Consider the following 17708-nt stretch of genomic DNA (forward strand, 5'->3'; position numbering starts at 1 on the left):
TGCTTATCTCTCCGCTCAATCGCTGTTTTGCGTAAACCCATGCTCGCTGGCTACGCGCGCAAACCACTCACCGCTTTTTTTCACGCGGCGCTGCTGACTGTCAAGATCGAGCTGCACAAAACCATACCGGTTTTTATAGGCGTTGCTCCATGACCAGTTATCGATAAAGGTCCACATATGATAACCCAGACAGTGCGATCCCTCCTGCAATGCCCGATGCAGCCAGATTAAATGTTCGCGCACAAAGTCGATGCGATAGTCATCCTGGATCTGTCCCTGCTGCTCAAAACGCTGCTCATCCTCAACGCCCATGCCGTTTTCAGAAATAAAACAGCGCGGGTTGCCGTAATGCTCACGCAGATTGCTGAGAATGTCATAAATACCCTTTTCGTAGATTTCCCAACCGCGATACGGATTCATCTTGCGCCCCGGCATCGCATAATGTTCGAAAAACCACTCCGGCATAAACGGACTCTGTGGGTTGACCAGCGAATCACGGCATTTCACCCGACGCGGCTGATAGTAGTTGATGCCCAGTAAATCGACCCGCCCTTCCGCCAGCAGCGCCTGATCGCCGGGCTGGCTGGCAGGTAATTGCTGATGCTCTTCCAACAGCACAACCAGCTCTGCCGGATAGCGGCCCAGCAGCGCCGGATCGAGAAAGCTGCGGTTAAAAAAGAGATCGGCGATATGCGCCGCCTGCTGGTCAGCCGGATGCGCTGAGCGTGGATAAGAGGGCGTCAGGTTAAGGATAATGCCAATTTCACCCGGATATTGCCCTTGGCGGAACAATTGCACCGCGCGCGCGTGCGCCAGCATGGTGTGATAGGCCACCGTCGCCGCACGCCGAAAATCCACCACGTTAGGGTAATGGAAATCATACAGATAGCCGCCTTCCACCGGCACAATCGGCTCATTAAAGGTGAACCAGTGTTTCACCCGATCGCCAAACAGGCGGAAGCAGGTTTGTGCGTATTGCGCATAGGCCTCAACCACTTCGCGATTTTCCCAGCCGCCTAGCTGCTGCATCACCATCGGCATATCAAAATGGAACAGATTGATAAAGGGCGTGATGCCCTGGCTTAACATCTCGTCAATGATTTGATTATAAAAGCGCACCGCTTCGGGGTTAACCGCGCCGCGCCCGTCCGGGATCAGGCGCGACCAGGCAATCGAAGTACGAAAAGTGTTATGCCGCAACTGTTTCAACAAGGCGATATCTTCACGCCAGTGCTGATAAAAAGCTGAAGTCTGTGCTGGCCCCACCTGTTGATGAAAACGGGTCGGCGCTTCAGCAAACCAGCGATCCCAGATGGTTTCACTTTTGCCAAAGTTCAGGCTTTCGCCTTCAGATTGTGGCGCGCTGCTGGCGCTGCCCCACCAAAAGTCTGCGGGAAACTGATAGTGCATAATGGTGCTCCTTATGGGGTTTGCAATCCGGCGCCGGACGCCGCTGCGCTTTGACTGGCCTGTGCTTCCTGCTGTAACAGACTACGCTCCCACGCTTTAACAAACGGCAGATAGATCAGCGCGGAAAGTGCCATACAGAACAGACACATTATTACCGGACTAAATGCCCAGTTTGCCGCCCAGGAAGCGCCAATCGGCGCAGGCGTCGTCCAGGGCGCCATTGAAACCACCTGCGCCACCCAGCCCAGTTTGGTGGCGGTCCAGGCAAACACGGCATTGATCATCGGCACCAGAATAAACGGCAGGAAAAAGAGCGGGTTCATGATAATCGGCATGCCGAACAGAATCGGCTCATTGATATTAAAGAAGCTTGGCACGATGCCCATTTTGCCAATGGTACGCAGGTGCGCTGCCCGGCTTCGCAGCAGCAGGAATGCCAGCGGCAGCGTGGAGCCGACGCCGCCAATCAACAGATAGAAATCCCAGAAGCCCATCAGGTAGGTGTGCGGCAGAGCCTGCCCCGCTTCCAGCGCCGCCTGGTTGGCGGCCAGGTTGGTAAGCCAAAAGGGATTCATTATGCCGGTGACAATCAGCGCGCCGTGGATGCCGGCAAACCAGAGGATCTGGCAAATCAGTACCGAAAGCAGCACCGCCGGCAGGGAATCGGAGGCGGAAACCAGCGGCTGCAACAGATGCATAATCGCCTGTGGAATGATCATGCCGGTCCAGGAGGCTACCAGCAAATTAAGCGGATGCAGCGTGGCGACAATCACGATCACCGGAATCAAAATTTCAAACGAGCGCGCAACCCCGGTAGGCACCTCTTTCGGCAGGCGGATGGTGATATTTTTCCGCTTCAGCAGCGCATAAATTTCGCTGGTATAGATAGCGGTAAGAATGGCGGTAAAGATCCCCTGGCCAGAGAAATAGTCGGTGGCGATTTTACCATCCTGATAAGGCGCGGCCACCAGCAGAAAACCCATAAAGGCCAGCAGGCCGGTCATTACCGGATCGAGCTTGTAGTGTCGCCCCAGGCTGGCGCCAATGCCAACCGAGATAAAAAAAGTCATTACGCCCATGCTGAGATAGTACGGCAGCATCAACTGGTCGCGATAGCGCAGCGAGAGATCGAGCCAGCCGCGCGCAAAGCTCCACTGACTGTCGGCGGCAAAGGGCGGGAAAATAAATACCAGCATAAAGGAGCCGATTATCATAAACGGCAGCGCAGAGACAAAGCCGTCACGGATAGCCACAACATGGCGCTGCTGACCGACAGCACCGGCCAGCGGCGTAATCTTGCGCTCAATGATATTAATTAAGCCCTGATAAAGTGATGCCATTATGCCACCCCTTTCTGCTCAATCAGCTGGATCGCATAATCCAGTACTTTATCACCGCGCATCGTGCCGTAATCCATCATGTTAATGGTGGCAACCGGGATGCCTTCGCTAACGGTTTTCGCCGCCAGGCTTTCCTGCATATATTTTACCTGCGGCCCCAGCAGCACCACGTCATAGTGGGCAAAGCGTTCATCAAACTCGGTGGCGCTGAAGGCGGCGATTTCCGCTTCCAGCCCACGATTTGCGGCTTCATCCTGCATTTTCTTTACCAGCATGCTGGTAGACATTCCGGCAGAACAGCAAAGCATAATTTTATACATGATCCTGGCCTTCTCACGGTTTCGACCTGCCTATAGGAAACAAAATGGAAACCGGTTTCCATAGCGGCCATATTATTTTGCGAGAGAGTTCATGTATTGGGTTTGGAAAAAAGAATGGGCTGTGAGTTTGTTCACGATTATTAATGTAATAACGGCCATTCCCTGGGTAATAAAACTGTTTCAGAAGCGATACAGTACAGCGCGGATCAATCCCCGCGCTTTACCTGAGTGAGTGTGCAACGGCCAGCGTTTAGTTTTTAAGATCGACCTGATAAAAGATATGTTTGCCAAAAGGATCGATTTGATAGCCGATGACTTCCTTACGTACCGGTTCAAACAGGGTGGAATGGGCGATCATCACCGCTGGTGCCTGATCATGCATCACCTGCTGCGCCTGCTGATAAAGCTGAATGCGCTTGTTGTGGTCCTGCTCGGTACGCGCCTGGTTAATCAGCTTTTCAAACGGTTGATAGCACCATTTAGCCGAGTTGGAGCCGCCATTGGCGGCGGTGCAACTAAACAACGGACTGAAGAAATTATCCGGATCGCCGGTGGCGGTGGTCCACCCCATCAGCGCCGCCTGATGTTCGCCGTTTTTTACCCGCTTGAGATATTCGCCCCACTCATAGCTGACAATGCGCGCCTTGATGCCCACTTTGGCCCAGTCGGACTGGATCATCTCCGCCATGCGCCGTGCGTTGGGATTGTAAGGACGCTGCACCGGCATCGCCCAGAGATCGATAACGGTGCCCGGCTTAATGCCCGCCTGCGCCAGCAGCTGCTGCGCCTGCTGAGGATCCCAGGCATAATCCTTCAGCGCACTGTCTGCGCTCCAGACATCAGGCGGCAGCAGATTTTTGGCAACGCTGCCGGTCCCATGAAAAATCGCCTCGATAATCGCCGGTTTATTGATCGCCATGGTTAATGCCTGACGCACTTTGACATTATCCAGCGGCGGTTTTTGCGTGTTAAACGCGAGGAAACCGGTATTCAGCCCTGACTTTTTCATCAGCACCAGATCCGGGTTTTCCTGCATGCGCGGCAGATCGGCTGGATTAGGAAACGGCATCACCTGACATTCATTCTTTTCCAGCTTGGCATAGCGCACTGAAGCATCCGGCGTAATGGTAAACACCAGCCGATCCAGCTTCGCTTTGCCCTGCCAGTATTCCGGGAAAGCCTTATAGAGAATGCGCGAATCCTTTTGATACTGCAGCAACTGGAAGGGGCCGGTGCCAACTGGATCTCTGTCGACGCGCTCCGGCGTGCCCGCCTTCAACATTTTATCCGCGTATTCGGCGGAATGGATTGAGGCGAAATACCATGCCAGATCGGCCAGAAACGGCGCTTCAGCATGTGCCAGGGTAAAGCGCACCGTATGGTCGTCTACTTTTTCAATCTTCCTGATCAGGGTGCCAAATTCCAGGCTTTCGAAATTGGCATAGGTCCCGCCAGAAACGTTGTGGTAAGGATTTTTACTATCCATCTGGCGCATAAAGGAAAAAATCACGTCGTCAGCATTGAATGTGCGCGTCGGCTTAAAATATTTATTGCTGTGAAAGTGAACATCCTGCCGCAGATGGAAGGTATAAACCGTGCCGTCAGGGCTGATATCCCAGCGTTGCGCCAGGCTCGGCTCCAGTTCAGTGGTGCCGGTTTTAAACTCTACCAGTCGGTTAAAGATGGGAACCGCGCTGGCGTCAACGCTGGTGCCGGAGGTGTAAAGCTGGGGGTTGAAGTTTTCTGGCGATCCCTCTGCACAATAAACCAGCGTTTTCGCCGCTGCCGCCGTGCTGAACAGCATCATGAGCGCTACGCCCGTTACCGTTTTTTTCATCTCGGTCCTCGCTTTTAGTTGACTTAATCCGCTGGCAATGTGTAAAACAATTTAACATCTGGTTAATAAATAACATGTTTCTCCCTTTCACAGAACACTTAATAACCATGGATAAGGAAGCGCTATGAATCACAGGCTGGCTCGTCAGTTAACCGATCGCTTTTACCGCTATCTTGCTGTCAGCAGCCAGAGCAATAGCGCCGCACACACGTTGCCCAGCACGCCGGAACAGCATCAGATGGCGCGTCTGCTGGCGGCAGAGCTGGAGTCGCTTGGCCTGCAGCAGGTCATCATTGATGAGCATGCAACGGTAACCGCCGTAAAGCCCGGAAACCGGACCGGTGCGCCACGCATCGGCTTTATCACCCATATTGATACCGTTGATGTCGGTCTGTCGCCGCATATTCATCCGCAGACGCTGCGCTTTACCGGTGAGGATCTCTGTTTGAATGCGCAGCAGGATATCTGGCTACGCGTCAGCGAACATCCGGAAATCCTGCCCTACCGCGACCAGGAGATTATTTTCAGCGACGGCACCAGCGTACTGGGCGCAGACAATAAAGCGGCGGTGAGTGTGGTGATGACGCTGATGGAAAACCTTAACGGCGATCATGGCGACATCGTGGTGGCCTTTGTGCCGGATGAAGAGATAGGCCTGCGCGGCGCAAAAGCGCTGGATCTGGAAACGCGCTTTAACGTTGATTTCGCCTGGACTATTGACTGCTGTGAGCTGGGCGAAGTGGTTTATGAGAATTTTAACGGTGCGGCGGCGGAGATCCTGTTTACCGGCGTTCCGGCTCATCCGATGTCGGCAAAAGGGGTGCTGGTGAATCCGTTACTGATGGCACACGACTTTATCGCCCGTTTCGATCGCCAGCAGACGCCGGAGCATACCGCCGGTCGCGAAGGCTATATCTGGTTTAACGAAATCAACGCCAACGCCAGCGAGGCACGGCTAAAAGCCTCGATTCGTGATTTCGATTTAGCCGGCTTTAATCAGCGCAAACAACAGATCCACGACGTAGCGCAGCAGATTGCCGCACGTTATCCCACCGGCAAGGTTGCGGTGACGATCAACGACATTTACAGCAATATCAGCAATGCCATTGGCGACGATCGTCGTGCTATCGATCTGATTTTTACCGCACTGGCGGAGCTGGAGATTGAGCCGAAAGTGGTGCCGATGCGCGGCGGTACCGACGGCGCAGCCCTGTCGGCAAAAGGTTTGCTAACGCCTAACTTTTTTACCGGCGCGCATAACTTCCACTCGCGGTTTGAGTTCCTGCCGGTTCCCTCGTTTGTAAAATCTTATCTGGTAGCGGAAAAGCTCTGCTATCTGGCGGCCCGATAAACAAACGGTCACCCCCGGGTGACCGTTTCTGAGTTAGCCAAAGCGGGCGTTTTTCATCAGTTCGCTATGGTTTACTGACGCTGACGTTGATGCCGGGAAAATATTTCGCCGCCAGCTTTTGCAAGGTGCCATCCTGCTGCACTTTAACGATCGCCGCGTCCAGCTCGCTTTTCAGCTGACTGTCATCCTTACGCAGACCAAAACCGATGCCGGAGCCAAGGATTTTGTCATCCTCCACCGCCTTGCCGATAAAGGCGTATCCCTTGCCCTGCGGCTTATTCAGAAAGCCAGACTGGCCGGCCGCCGACATCACCAGCGTACCGTCCAGCCGTCCGGCCAGCATATCGTTGTACACCTGATTTTGATCCTGATAGGAGGTTACCGTGACACCGTGCGGCTCCCAGTGCTGCTTAGCGTAGGTTTCCTGAATTGATCCCTGTAGCACACCGATATTTTTGCCTTTCAGCCCGGCGGCGTTGGGCTGTAGCCCGGCATCCGCCTTGCCGACCAGCATGCTGGGAATGCGGTAAATGGGCTGGGTAAAGGCGATGCTTTTCATCCGCGCCTCGGTGATATTCATCGCTGAATTAATCGCGTCGAACTTTTTTGCCGTCAGCCCAGGAATCAGCGCATCGAAACTGCTCTCTACCCAGCTGCAGGCGAAATTTCCCGCCAGGCAAATCGCATTGCCCAGTTCAATATCAAACCCTTCCAGCTCGCCTTGCGCGTTGCGGCTCTCGAACGGCGGATACTGTGATTCCACCCCGTAGCGCAGCGTTTGCTGTGCCGTGGCCTGCGTCGCTGCAAACAGGCCGAGCGCCAGCCAGAGAAAAGAGCGTTTTTTCATGATTTTTCCTCGCAGTGATTAGCGCGCCTTTAACAAACAGAGCGCCTGCGCGCCCGCCTGCAATGTTGCCTCGTCTTTGGCAAACGAGAGCCGAATTAACCGGTTATCCGTTCCGTCGGTATAAAACGCAGAGAGCGGAATGGTAGCCACGCCGTGCTCGATAATCAGCCGTTTCACCATCTCGCTGTCGCTTTCGTCGCTAAAGTGCCGATAGCTTGCCAGCATGAAAAACGAACCGGCGGTGGGCAGCAGCTCGAAAGGCGACTCCTGCAGCATCAACGCCAGCAGATCGCGTTTCTGCTGCCAGAATCCTGCCAGCGATTGATAGTGAGCTGGCTCACGCAGCCAGTCGGCGAAAGCAACCTGCATGGGCGTGTCCGCGGCATACATCAGAAACTGATGCACCTTCACCACTTCATTCATCAACTCAGCAGGTGCCAGGCAGTAGCCGACGCGCCAGCCGGTTACGTGAAAAGTTTTGCCAAACGAGGAAACGATAACGCTGCGCTGCGCCAGTTCAGGATGGGTAGCCATACCATGATGACGGCGTCCGTCGAACAGAATATGCTCATACACCTCATCAGAAAGCACAATGATGTCACTGTTGCGCGTCAGCGCAGCGAGCTGTGCCAGATCTTCGGCGCTCAGCACCTGCCCTGAGGGATTATGCGGCGTATTGATAATGATCATGCGGGTACGCGGCGTAATGGTCGCGCGCACTTCATTCCAGTCAATGGCAAACTGCGGCACCTTCAGTTTTATCGCAATCGGCGTGGCCCCCTGCAACCGGACCACCGGCGCATAGCTGTCAAAGGCGGGTTCAAAAAAGATCACCTCATCGCCGGCATGAACCAGCCCGGAAATCGCCGCATAGAGCCCTTCGCTGGCGCTGGCGGTGATCAGCACCTCGCTGGCAACATCATAGTGCTGGTCGTACAGCGTGCTTACCTTTTCCGCCAGTGCCTCTTTTAATGGGAGATAGCCGGTCATCGGCGCATATTGATTATGCCCGGCGCGCATCGCCCGATCGACGCTGGCGATCAGCGCCTCATCACAGGGAAAATTAGGTGCGCCCTGCGCCAGATTGATGGCGCCATACTGCGAGGAAAGCTGTCCGATGACGCTGAAAATAGTGGTGCCGACATCCGGCAATTTTGAGCGATGCGTTACGGTTGAAGATAAAGCCATCCTGCTCCCCAGTGGGTGAATAAATATACATAATAATTATATAAGCATTCAAACCGAGCCTGGTTGTGACGGCAAGCGAATTGTTGTCATAATAGCTATGCACAAAATTCATAGCTCAGGATCGCCCTATGGTTCATCAACCGCTGCCGCTGAATGCCGTTCATGCTTTTCTGATCACCGCGCGCCACCTTAATTTGACCCGCGCCGCCGATGAGCTCTGTCTGACGCAAGGGGCCGTAAGCCGTAAAATCGCGGCGCTGGAGAAGTGGCTGGGCTTTGCCCTGTTCGATCGTCACGCACGGGGTCTGCGTTTGACAACGCGTGGCGCGGCGCTGCTGCCGCAGCTTCAGCAGGGTTATGAGCTGATGCAGAGCGCAACTGAACAGGCCCGGCAGCAGCCTGATAATGCCCTGCGCCTGCGTGCGCCCAGCTGCGTGATGCGCTGGCTGCTGCCAAGACTGGTACAGCTGGAGCAGCAGCATCCCGATCTGCATGTGAAGCTGACCACCACCCTGGCGCATAAAGATCAACTGGAAAATTTTGATGCGGCGATTGTCTACGGCACCGCGCCGACGGGCAGCCATCTGCTGTTTGAGGAGCGGCTGACGCCGGTTATGGCCGCAGCGCTGCTGGACAACCGACCACTGACCGTCGCCGATCTCGCTGGCTTTACTTTTTTACATCCCAACAATGACGAACGGGACTGGCAGCTGTGGCTGCAGGCGCAGGAAGTGAAGCTGCCGATGCGGCGCAATCAGCATTTCGCCACCATGGATTTGGCGATTGGGGCGGCAATGCAGGGATTTGGCGTTACCGTTGCGGATATTACGCTGGTGAAAAGCGATCTGGCGGCTCAGAGACTGATTGCCCCTTTTACCTCTGCGGTCAGAACCGGGGCGACCTACAGCTTAATCAGCCGGGAGGGAAAAGAAACGCCACCGCATCTTACAACGCTGGTGGCGTGGCTCTGTCAACCCACTGACCAAAGCGCGCCCTGAGTGCGGGCGCGCGCAGGATTAGAAGGAGACCCACTCATCCGCCGAGCTGGCGGCGGTTGGGGTTTTCTGGCGTGCGGAGGCCGTGGTCAAAACCGGCGTCTTTACCGACTCTGGCTGCTGCTGCCGATCGTCTGCTGACAAACGGAAGCGGGCTACCGAGCGCTGTAGATCTTCGGTTTGACGCTCCAGCGCGGTGGCGGCGGTGGAAACCTCTTCCACCAGCGAGGCGTTTTGCTGCGTTACGCTGTCCATCTCTGCAACGGCGGTGCCAACCTGTTCAATGCCTTTGCTCTGCTCTTCTGACGCGGCGGCAATTTGCTTCATGATTTCAGTGACATCGCTAACCGATTTCACAATGGCGCTCATGGTGCTGCCCGCTTCGTTAACCAGTTTCGAGCCGCTATCCACTCGCGCCACGGAGTCGCTAATCAGCGACTCAATCTCTTTCGCTGCGCCGGCGCTGCGCTGTGCCAGATTACGTACTTCACTGGCCACAACCGCAAAGCCGCGGCCCTGCTCGCCCGCACGTGCGGCTTCCACCGCCGCGTTCAGCGCCAGGATATTGGTCTGGAAAGCGATACTGTTGATCACGCTGGTGATCTCTGCAATTTTTTTCGAGCTGTCAGAAATACCGGACATGGTCTGCACTACATCATTAACCAGTTTGCCGCCCTGTCCTGCCGTCAACGAGGCACTGTCCGCCAAATCGCTGGCCTGGCGCGCGTTATCCGCGTTCAGCTTCACGGTAGCGGTAAGCTGCTCCATGCTGGCTGCGGTCTGCTCCAGCGCTGCTGCCTGCTGTTCGGTGCGCGAAGAGAGATCATTATTTCCCATGGAAATTTCTGCCGCGCCACGATAGATATTTTCCGTACCGCTACGAATGGCGCTGACTGCTTCACGCAGGCTATCCTGCATGGCGCGCAGCAGCGGTACCAGTTTCCCGACGCAGTTACGGCCTAAATCATGAATCGGCTGGCTTAAATCACCCTCAGCAATTTTACTGAAATGTCCACGCAGCAGTTCCAGCGGACGTACCAGCATTGTCACCAGATAGCGATCGGTAAACAGCAAAATCAGCAGACCGCAGATAACCGCCGCAATAATAGTGATCCGGGTAATAATGGTGATGCGGTCAACGGTAACGCGGGTTTGATCGAGCATCAGGCCCGCTGCGGCGTTATATTTTTCCGCAACTGCACCAAACTCGCGGCTGAAGGTCGGCGTTACGCTGTTCGCATGACGGCGATAATCTTCTACTGAGGCCTGCTGCGCCAGTTGCATCTGGGGTCTGACGCCCTGTTCCAGCAACTGCGTCCATTTTTCTTCTACCGCCGTTGAAATCGCGGCATCCATCGGTCCTGGGGCTGCGGCTTTAAACTGCGCCAGCTGCTCTTCCATACCGTCAAGCGCTTTCTGTACGTTGGCAAACGCTGCCGCATCCGGCGTACCGCCAGTGGCGCGCACTTCCATCACCCGCGATAAACGCGTAACAAAACGAAAATATTGATCGTTACCTTTGCTCAGGATAGTCATTTGCGACACCAGTTGCCGGTCGACGCTGTTGCCTTCGCTCAGGGCGTTTAACGAATGGACGCTGTACATGCCAACCGCAGACCAGAGCAAACAAAACAGGCCCAGGATTGAAAGCATAACGGCGCGTATGGTGAAGTTTTTTAATAGCTGCATAGCTGCCTCAGTTCGGTCATAACCGTAGAATATTCCGCCAACTCTGGCGGGCTTATCGAGGGTTATCGGCAGCAGCGGCGGAAATTATACTGTTTTATAACATCCGCCCTGCCTGATTTTTTGAGGCCGCACTAAAAATAAACCGTTTAACTTTTTGATATTTATAGAAAAAATCAGTTTTATGTTACCGGAAACGCACAAAATTTTGTCACTTAAAGTGACGATTTTGTTAAGTAATTAGCGCAGTTTGACCATCGCACGCATCAGCAAACGCAACAGGCGCAGGCGTACACGCATAAAACGGTGCTGCGGGATGACCGCCGCCTCGCCTTTAACGCCAAAACGCAAGGTAACGTCTTCGCCAGGGCGCCAGGCTGGCCAGCTGATTTCACCCGTAAGCTGATGCGAAAATTCCGTCGCGTCATGCGCAAAACGCAGCCAGTATTCGCTGATTCGCCGGGCAAACTGACGATCCCCTGCGGTAAAGGGACGATCCGCCATCTGTGGGTTCTCGGCACGCATTGTTTCCATCACGTAAGGGATTTCGTTTCCATGCCAGCTGCCATAGCGGCAGAGGTCGCGCGCGTTTTCCGAAACATAGTCAAAATAATAGCGCCAGCCCGGCACGCCGCGTCGATGCTGTGCCTGCACTGCCAGCCAGGTAATGGTGCCAAAAGCCATATCACGCGCAACTTTACGTCCAAGACGATGATCGTCATGTTCGTCATAAAGCGATTTAATCAGCTTCAGCAACAGCGGACGTCGCTGACGTAAACGGGTAATAGTGCTGGTGGGATCCATACCGAAATACTCCAGCACGCTGGCCTCATCACTGTTGTAACCGATCATCAGGGGATAACGGTGCTGGCGAGCAGCGGCAAACACCTCTACCATCGGTTTCGGCAGTACCCGGTCGCCAGCGATCGCTACCGGCCCGTTGCCCAGATGCGGCGGCAGCGAACAAAAACTGTCGGCAGGCAAGGCGCGCAACGCTTCCGCGCTGGCGTTTTTCAGGCCGAGATGATGCGCCACCGCCACGCCATTGGTCAGCGCCTCATCACGCTTTTTATCTGGCAGACTGTAGGCGCTCTGCACAATACCTTTGTGAAATAGCCCTGCCGCCAGCGGTGAAGCAAACAGCGACAGTACGCTGCGTCCGCCTGAGGATTCGCCAAAAATGGTAACGTTGCGTCGATCGCCGCCAAAGGAGGCAATATTACGCTGTACCCACTGCAGCGCTGCAATTTGATCGAGCAGTGCGAAGTTATTGATCGCTTCGCCAGGCGGGAACTCAGCATCCAGCGCCGGATGAGCAAAAAAGCCCAGATGCCCAAGACGATAATTGAGCGTTACCACTACCACGCCACGCGCCGCTAATGCTTTACCGTTATAAGGTGCCAGGCTGCCCGCGCCGATAGTAAAGCCGCCGCCGTGGATCCAGACCATAACCGGCAGTGGACGCGACGGCTGGATCTCCGGCGACCAGACGTTGAGATAAAGGCAATCTTCGCTGAGGTTGCCGGGATCGCCGCCGCCCGCCAGCACGCAATATTCACGCTGCTGCCAGCTGGCATTGCCCCACTGTGTGGCGTCACGCACCTCTTTCCACGGGGCGACTGGCCTGGGGGCACGCCAGCGCAGTGCGCCTGTCGGCGGAGCCGCATAGGGAATGCCCTTGAAAACAAAAATGCCTTCATCAATTGCGCCGCGTAATGCACCTTCTGCCGTGTGTATCCTTAAAGATTCATTCTTCATTATTTTTTCCAATGTGAAGCTCCGGCTTATTATTCGCAGACACGGTTTTAATGTCTATGCTGACGGCAATTTTGCAGATTATGCCGAGGCGAAATCAGCCTGATGAACAGCATTTCGGATAAACAGCGGGTTTAAGTAGCACAAAGGAACAGACAGAAGCGATAAAAACAGGAAATGCTGAGGGGCGTATCCAGCCTGAAACGCGGGCTGAATACGCCTGAATGATAAGGATCGTGATACTGTTCGCGCTGGCTATCAATGCCCGCCTGCACGAAATATTAGCGATTCAGCTTAATCCGCAGCGTTGCAGGCTTGCTGTCTGTCGCGCCTCATACAGCGTCATCTCATCGATAACGGCACCGCCTAACGCCTCTTCAAAACTGGCGCGGCTGGCGGCGGCTGAAAAAGATTCCTGCGCCTGTTCGCCCAGATTGGACTGGAAGATACCGGCGGCGCTGACGGGCAAGAAATCTTCGTAAATCTGCGGATCGGCCACCAGCAGCCCCTGGTCAATCAGCGCTTCTTTATCCGCATCGGGCGGAAATCCCTGCTGTCGGCCCTTTTCCGTTAGCCTGTACTCAAACCAGGCGAGTTGTTGCTGACGCAACAGCCGTTCGTTATCGGGAAAATCCTGAAAGATGTCGGCAAGATGCTGCTGATGCTGCTGGTTATCGCTGCCGCTGCCCGCCTGCGACAACAGGCTATCGTAACGCTGCCGTCCTGCGGGCGTCAGCGCCACGCCACGCTGTTCGATCTCACCAAAGCGCGCCGTGTGGCTGCCCTCGCCGCCATCACAAAACGTTACCGGCTCTTCCAGCGCTTTGAAACTGGTCTGGCGCAATAAAATGGGTACCTGGCGGCGCGGCGGCCCTTCAATGATCGCCTTGGGTACTATCCCCCGCTCTGGCATCAAGGCCTGAGCCCGATCGATATCCAGCGTGCGCGGCGTAAGGTGATTGATATGACATCCCGGAAAACTGACCACGTCGGCTATCAGACGGTGCTGCTGATGCAGCGCGTAATAAGTCGCACGGTCAACGGTGGTTTGTCGATGCCAGCGGAAGGTTTCAAGCGCCTCGCGCACAAACTCAGCGGCTGTCTGCTCATCGAAACCGCCCTGCTGCTGATGCTGCTCTATCAACGCCAGGCAGCGCGGCGTAAAAATCTCACGGGCCGCAAGTATCGACTGCGCCTTTTGCCGTAACGCCGCGTCCTCAATCAGCTCCAGCCGTAGCAAAGAGGTGAACAGCCGAAACGGGTTGCGACGCAGCGCGTCCGCGTCTACCGGACGAAAGGCCGTTGAGTGAACCGGCACGCCCGCCGGAGCCAGATCGTAATAACCCACCGGATGCATGCCCATAATGGCAAACAGCTGGCGCAGCGTATTCAACTCTTGCGCACTGCCGACCCGAATCGCGCCGTGACGCTCCACGCTCAAACGCGACAGCTCATCCGCCGCGGTAAGCCGCTCCGCCAGAGCGCTGTCCTGCGCCAGTACCTGCTGATTGACCTCCGCCACCAGCGTTAATAAGGTGCCATACTGCGGAACCTCCTGCTGATACATGGCGGACATCGCCTGAGAAAAACGTTCCCGCAGCGCATCCGCGCTAACAAACTTTTGCATAACTCCGCCTTATTTTGCGTTTCTCTGTTGCCACTGTAGAGCAAGCAAAAAAGGGGCGGAAAAAAGTTGTTAAATTTGTGATCGCGACGGTGAAAGCGGCGCAACGCTGGCTGTCACGCCCTCTTTACAAGCGTGGCCGCATTAGCCCCAGCGCTGTTTCGCCAGCAGCATCAGCGTAGTAAACACCGCAGGCAACGCCAGCAGCATGAAAATTTGGCTAAACGACCAGCCCAGCGCCAACATTTGTGCGCCGGCGAAGGCGCTCAGGATAGCGCCGATGCGCCCGATACCGTGCATCCAGCTGGAGCCGGTAGCGCGCGCCGCCGTGGGATAGTAGCTGGCGGCCAACGCATTCATCCCGGTATTAGCGCCGTTGAAACAGAAGCCGCAGCAAAAAGCGATCCCCGCCATTAACAGCGGCTGGGCGGGTACGCAACCCAGTAAAATCGTTGTCAGCGCGCCACCAAAATAGATAGCCGCCAGCGCCAGGTTGGCGTTAACCCGATCCATTAACCAGCCAGCGAACAGCGATCCCACGGTGCCTCCTGCCTGATACATTGCGGTAATCAGCGCGGCGGCGGTCACGCTTAAACCCAGATCGCCTATTAGCGCAGGCATCCAGCTACCAATCAGGTAAACCAGAAACAGGCCCATAAAGTAGCCGCCCCACAGCATCAGGCTACCGAAACGGTATTGCCCGGAAAGCACAGTACGGATACTGCCTGCGCCCGGAACCCGTGCGGGATACAGGAAAGTGCTGTATGGCGTGGTACTGCCCGGCCACATCTTTTCGACGATTGCGCGGATGCGCCAGTGCGGTGCCTGATGCGCCAGCAGGAAACGTACCGATTCAGGCAGGTAACGCAGCAGCAGCGGCAGCAGCAACAGGGGTAAAATCCCTCCCAGCAGCAGTACCGCTTGCCAGCCGAAAGCCGGGATAAGCCAGGAGGCGGCAAAACCGCCGCTGGCCGCGCCGAAAGTGAAACCGCAAAACACAACGGTAATTAAAAATGCCCGCTGTCGCTCAGGCGCATACTCAGATACCAGCGTGCCCACGTTGGGCATCGCAGCCCCCAGCCCTAATCCGGTCAGCAGACGGAATAACATCATCTGCTCGATGTTTTGCGCCAGCGCCGTCGCCAGCGTCCAGAGGCCAAAAAAGAAAACGCTGCAGATAATGATCCAGCGTCGTCCGTAACGATCGGCCAGCGGACCGGCAAACATCGCGCCCAGCGCCAGTCCAACCAGGGCGGCACCGATCGCCATACCGAGCTGGTGACTGGAAATGTGCCAGGCGCTGCGCAAAGCGGGCGCAATAAAGCCCATCAATGCAATGTCCATTCCATCCAGCGCAACGATAATAAAACAGAGGGCAATAATCCGTCGCTGAAATGCACTTAAGGCGTGCTGGTTAATTTGTTGACGAACATCAATGGCCTGTGTGCTGTCCAGAACTCTACTCCCTGTGGCTGGTTAACGGATAAAGCGCCCGCGCAAAATAAAACGCCTTATCATAGCGAAACGCTGCGCTCTGCGGCTATGACTTTGCGCCTGCCTGAAATTTTCTCAACCAGCTTGTTTTGCCCGTGGCCGCTGCGGTTAACCATGCAGAAAAGTTATGGTGGCGTGCGAAAAGATTACCTTCGGGGCATTAAAAGCAGACGTTTTTCTGAACAAAGCACGATAATGTTAAATATAATTTGCAATAAAGTTAACAGAATTACAGCTTATTGCTTGCGTTCATTCTGCAGGTCTCTCTACTCTTTCTCTATGGACAAAAACTATCTGTTTAATCAGCGCATTCGTCTGCGTCATTTACATACGTTCGTGGCGGTTGCACAGCAAGGTACGCTGGGCCGCGCGGCGGAAACGCTCAGCCTGAGCCAGCCCGCGCTTTCTAAAACCCTTAACGAACTGGAAGAGCTGACCGGAGTACGCCTGTTTGAACGCGGGCGGCTTGGCGCGCAGCTTACTACCATCGGCGAACAGTTTTTAACGCACGCCATCAAGGTCCTTGATGCGCTTAACCATGCCGGACAGTCCTTCGCTAATCCCGTCAGCGACAGACCGGTAGTGATCCGCCTTGGGGCGCTGACTACGGCAGCGATGGGCATGCTGCCGCAAATTCTTGACCGTTTTCATCAGCAGCAGCCGCAGGCCACGGTGCAGGTTGCTACGCTGCACAACAATGTGCTGCTGGCGGGATTGAAAGCGGGTGAGTTTGATATCGGCATTGGCCGCATGGCGGATGCCGATATGATGGCCGGGCTCTCTTATGAACTGCTGTTTCTGGAGTCCTTACGGCTGGTGGTCAGGCCCGAACACCCGCTTTTAAGTGACAACGTCACGCTTTCCCGGGCGCTACAGTGGCCGGTGGTGATTTCACCGGAAGGAACTGCGCCGCGTCGTATTGCTCAGGCCATGATGGATGAACAGGGCTGCCAGCTGCCCGCCAGCTGTGTGGAAACCTCTTCTACCTCGCTGGCGCGCCAGCTTGCGCTGCGTTATGACTATGTATGGTTTGTGCCGTCGGGCGCGATAAAAGAAGATTTATCACACAGTTCGCTGGTGGCATTGCCTGTCGCCTCGCACGGCCCCGGGGAGCCGGTAGGCATTATCACCCGTTCCGGCAACCCGCTCTCTCTTAGCGCCGAGATCCTGCTGGCGACCATTCGTAAATGTCATTCAGGATAACAGCGGCAGCATGAGTGCAGGCGGACAAAGGTATTAACATCTGGTCAACGCCAGCCGCAGAGGTTATCGGCTGCGTTTTGCGTGCCGTTCGCGGTTATCCAGCCGCGCCTGTTCTGTTTTACGCATCCCAACATATATTGCGCCGCTGCCGCCATGCTGTGGCTGGGCGATACAGTACGCCTGCACATCGTCAAACTGCCGCAGCCAGCGCGCCAGATAGCTGCGCACAATATTAGCGTGAGATTCATCCTGCCTGCCTTTCCCATGCACAATCAACAGATTGCGCAGGTTATCCTTTCGCGCTTCCATGATAAAGGCAAAGAGCGCCTGTCGGCAGGACTCTACGGGTTGACGCAACAGATTAAGGCTGGCGTCGGGCTTGTATTTACCCAAACGCAGCTTATCAAGCACGCCCTGCTGGATGCCTTCGGCTTTATATTCCAGTGGCTCGTTCAGCGGAACAATATCGAGGTAGCCTCGGGTAAGGAAGTTCTCTACTTCCTCATTAACCGGCTGACGCGGCGCTTTTGGCGTCGGCGCTTTTAGCCAGTGAATATTAGCGCAATCTTTCAGCGGAGTGACATCTTCCATGGCGTCACGAAACAGATCTCTATCGTCAAGGTTCATGGGGCTTACCTCACGCCTGATATGTCGTGGC

Annotated in this window: 14 protein-coding genes; 3 read left to right on the forward strand and 11 right to left on the reverse strand. The window is 55.3% G+C overall.

What is annotated here, in order from left to right; translation table 11 throughout:
• Positions 1-15 precede the first annotated feature (15 nt).
• The 4 genes from ACQE3Y_RS11520 to ACQE3Y_RS11535 all read right to left on the reverse strand — a co-directional run bounded on the left by ACQE3Y_RS11520 (position 16) and on the right by ACQE3Y_RS11535 (position 4907).
• Positions 16-1410, reverse strand: coding sequence for a glycoside hydrolase family 1 protein (locus tag ACQE3Y_RS11520; protein WP_426981722.1), 1395 nt, complete (start codon positions 1408-1410; stop codon positions 16-18).
• An 11-nt stretch (positions 1411-1421) separates the two neighbouring features.
• A complete protein-coding gene (locus ACQE3Y_RS11525) occupies positions 1422-2750 on the reverse strand; it encodes a PTS sugar transporter subunit IIC (protein WP_426972527.1) in 1329 nt (442 codons plus the stop codon).
• On the reverse strand, positions 2750-3070 hold the full coding sequence (locus ACQE3Y_RS11530; protein ID WP_426972526.1) for a PTS sugar transporter subunit IIB: 321 nt from the start codon (positions 3068-3070) through the stop codon (positions 2750-2752). The genes ACQE3Y_RS11525 and ACQE3Y_RS11530 overlap by 1 nt, the downstream gene beginning before the upstream one ends.
• A gap of 250 nt (positions 3071-3320) precedes the next feature.
• A complete protein-coding gene (locus ACQE3Y_RS11535; protein ID WP_426981723.1) occupies positions 3321-4907 on the reverse strand; it encodes an ABC transporter substrate-binding protein in 1587 nt (528 codons plus the stop codon).
• Between the two features lie 124 nt (positions 4908-5031).
• On the opposite strand from ACQE3Y_RS11535, the gene pepT reads away from it, so the two are divergent.
• Positions 5032-6258: a peptidase T gene (gene pepT, locus ACQE3Y_RS11540; RefSeq protein ID WP_426981724.1), complete on the forward strand. Its 1227-nt coding sequence runs from the start codon at positions 5032-5034 to the stop codon at positions 6256-6258.
• A gap of 64 nt (positions 6259-6322) precedes the next feature.
• On the opposite strand, the gene ACQE3Y_RS11545 is transcribed toward pepT, so the two are convergent.
• Both ACQE3Y_RS11545 and ACQE3Y_RS11550 read right to left on the reverse strand, forming a co-directional pair.
• On the reverse strand, positions 6323-7105 hold the full coding sequence (locus tag ACQE3Y_RS11545) for a transporter substrate-binding domain-containing protein (protein ID WP_426981725.1): 783 nt from the start codon (positions 7103-7105) through the stop codon (positions 6323-6325).
• A gap of 18 nt (positions 7106-7123) precedes the next feature.
• Complete coding sequence (locus tag ACQE3Y_RS11550; protein ID WP_426981726.1) at positions 7124-8293, reverse strand: methionine aminotransferase; 1170 nt, start codon at positions 8291-8293, stop codon at positions 7124-7126.
• 128 nt (positions 8294-8421) lie between these two features.
• On the opposite strand from ACQE3Y_RS11550, the gene ACQE3Y_RS11555 reads away from it, so the two are divergent.
• Entirely contained in the window at positions 8422-9291 is an 870-nt protein-coding gene (locus ACQE3Y_RS11555) for a LysR substrate-binding domain-containing protein (RefSeq protein ID WP_426972521.1), read from the forward strand.
• Positions 9292-9309: 18 nt separating this feature from the next.
• Here the strand turns inward: ACQE3Y_RS11555 and ACQE3Y_RS11560 are convergent, their stop codons facing one another.
• From ACQE3Y_RS11560 to ACQE3Y_RS11575, 4 genes are all read right to left on the reverse strand, one after another.
• A complete protein-coding gene (locus ACQE3Y_RS11560) occupies positions 9310-10977 on the reverse strand; it encodes a methyl-accepting chemotaxis protein (RefSeq protein ID WP_426981727.1) in 1668 nt (555 codons plus the stop codon).
• 237 nt (positions 10978-11214) lie between these two features.
• Complete coding sequence (locus tag ACQE3Y_RS11565; RefSeq protein WP_426981728.1) at positions 11215-12732, reverse strand: carboxylesterase/lipase family protein; 1518 nt, start codon at positions 12730-12732, stop codon at positions 11215-11217.
• A gap of 286 nt (positions 12733-13018) precedes the next feature.
• A complete protein-coding gene (gene hglS / locus ACQE3Y_RS11570) occupies positions 13019-14356 on the reverse strand; it encodes a 2-oxoadipate dioxygenase/decarboxylase HglS (RefSeq protein WP_426972516.1) in 1338 nt (445 codons plus the stop codon).
• A gap of 141 nt (positions 14357-14497) precedes the next feature.
• A complete protein-coding gene (locus ACQE3Y_RS11575) occupies positions 14498-15808 on the reverse strand; it encodes an MFS transporter (protein ID WP_426981812.1) in 1311 nt (436 codons plus the stop codon).
• Positions 15809-16126: 318 nt separating this feature from the next.
• On the opposite strand from ACQE3Y_RS11575, the gene ACQE3Y_RS11580 reads away from it, so the two are divergent.
• Positions 16127-17050 carry a LysR substrate-binding domain-containing protein gene (locus ACQE3Y_RS11580; RefSeq protein WP_426972514.1) on the forward strand — a complete coding sequence of 308 codons (924 nt, stop codon included), beginning with the start codon at positions 16127-16129 and terminating at the stop codon, positions 17048-17050.
• Positions 17051-17113: 63 nt separating this feature from the next.
• Here ACQE3Y_RS11580 and smrA read toward each other — a convergent pair whose 3' ends face one another.
• Entirely contained in the window at positions 17114-17677 is a 564-nt protein-coding gene (smrA, locus tag ACQE3Y_RS11585; RefSeq protein WP_426972513.1) for a DNA endonuclease SmrA, read from the reverse strand.
• Positions 17678-17708 lie beyond the last annotated feature (31 nt).

Origin of the sequence: Pantoea sp. FN0305 (assembly GCF_050113845.1) — a bacterium.
Classification (GTDB): domain Bacteria; phylum Pseudomonadota; class Gammaproteobacteria; order Enterobacterales; family Enterobacteriaceae; genus Mixta; species Mixta alhagi.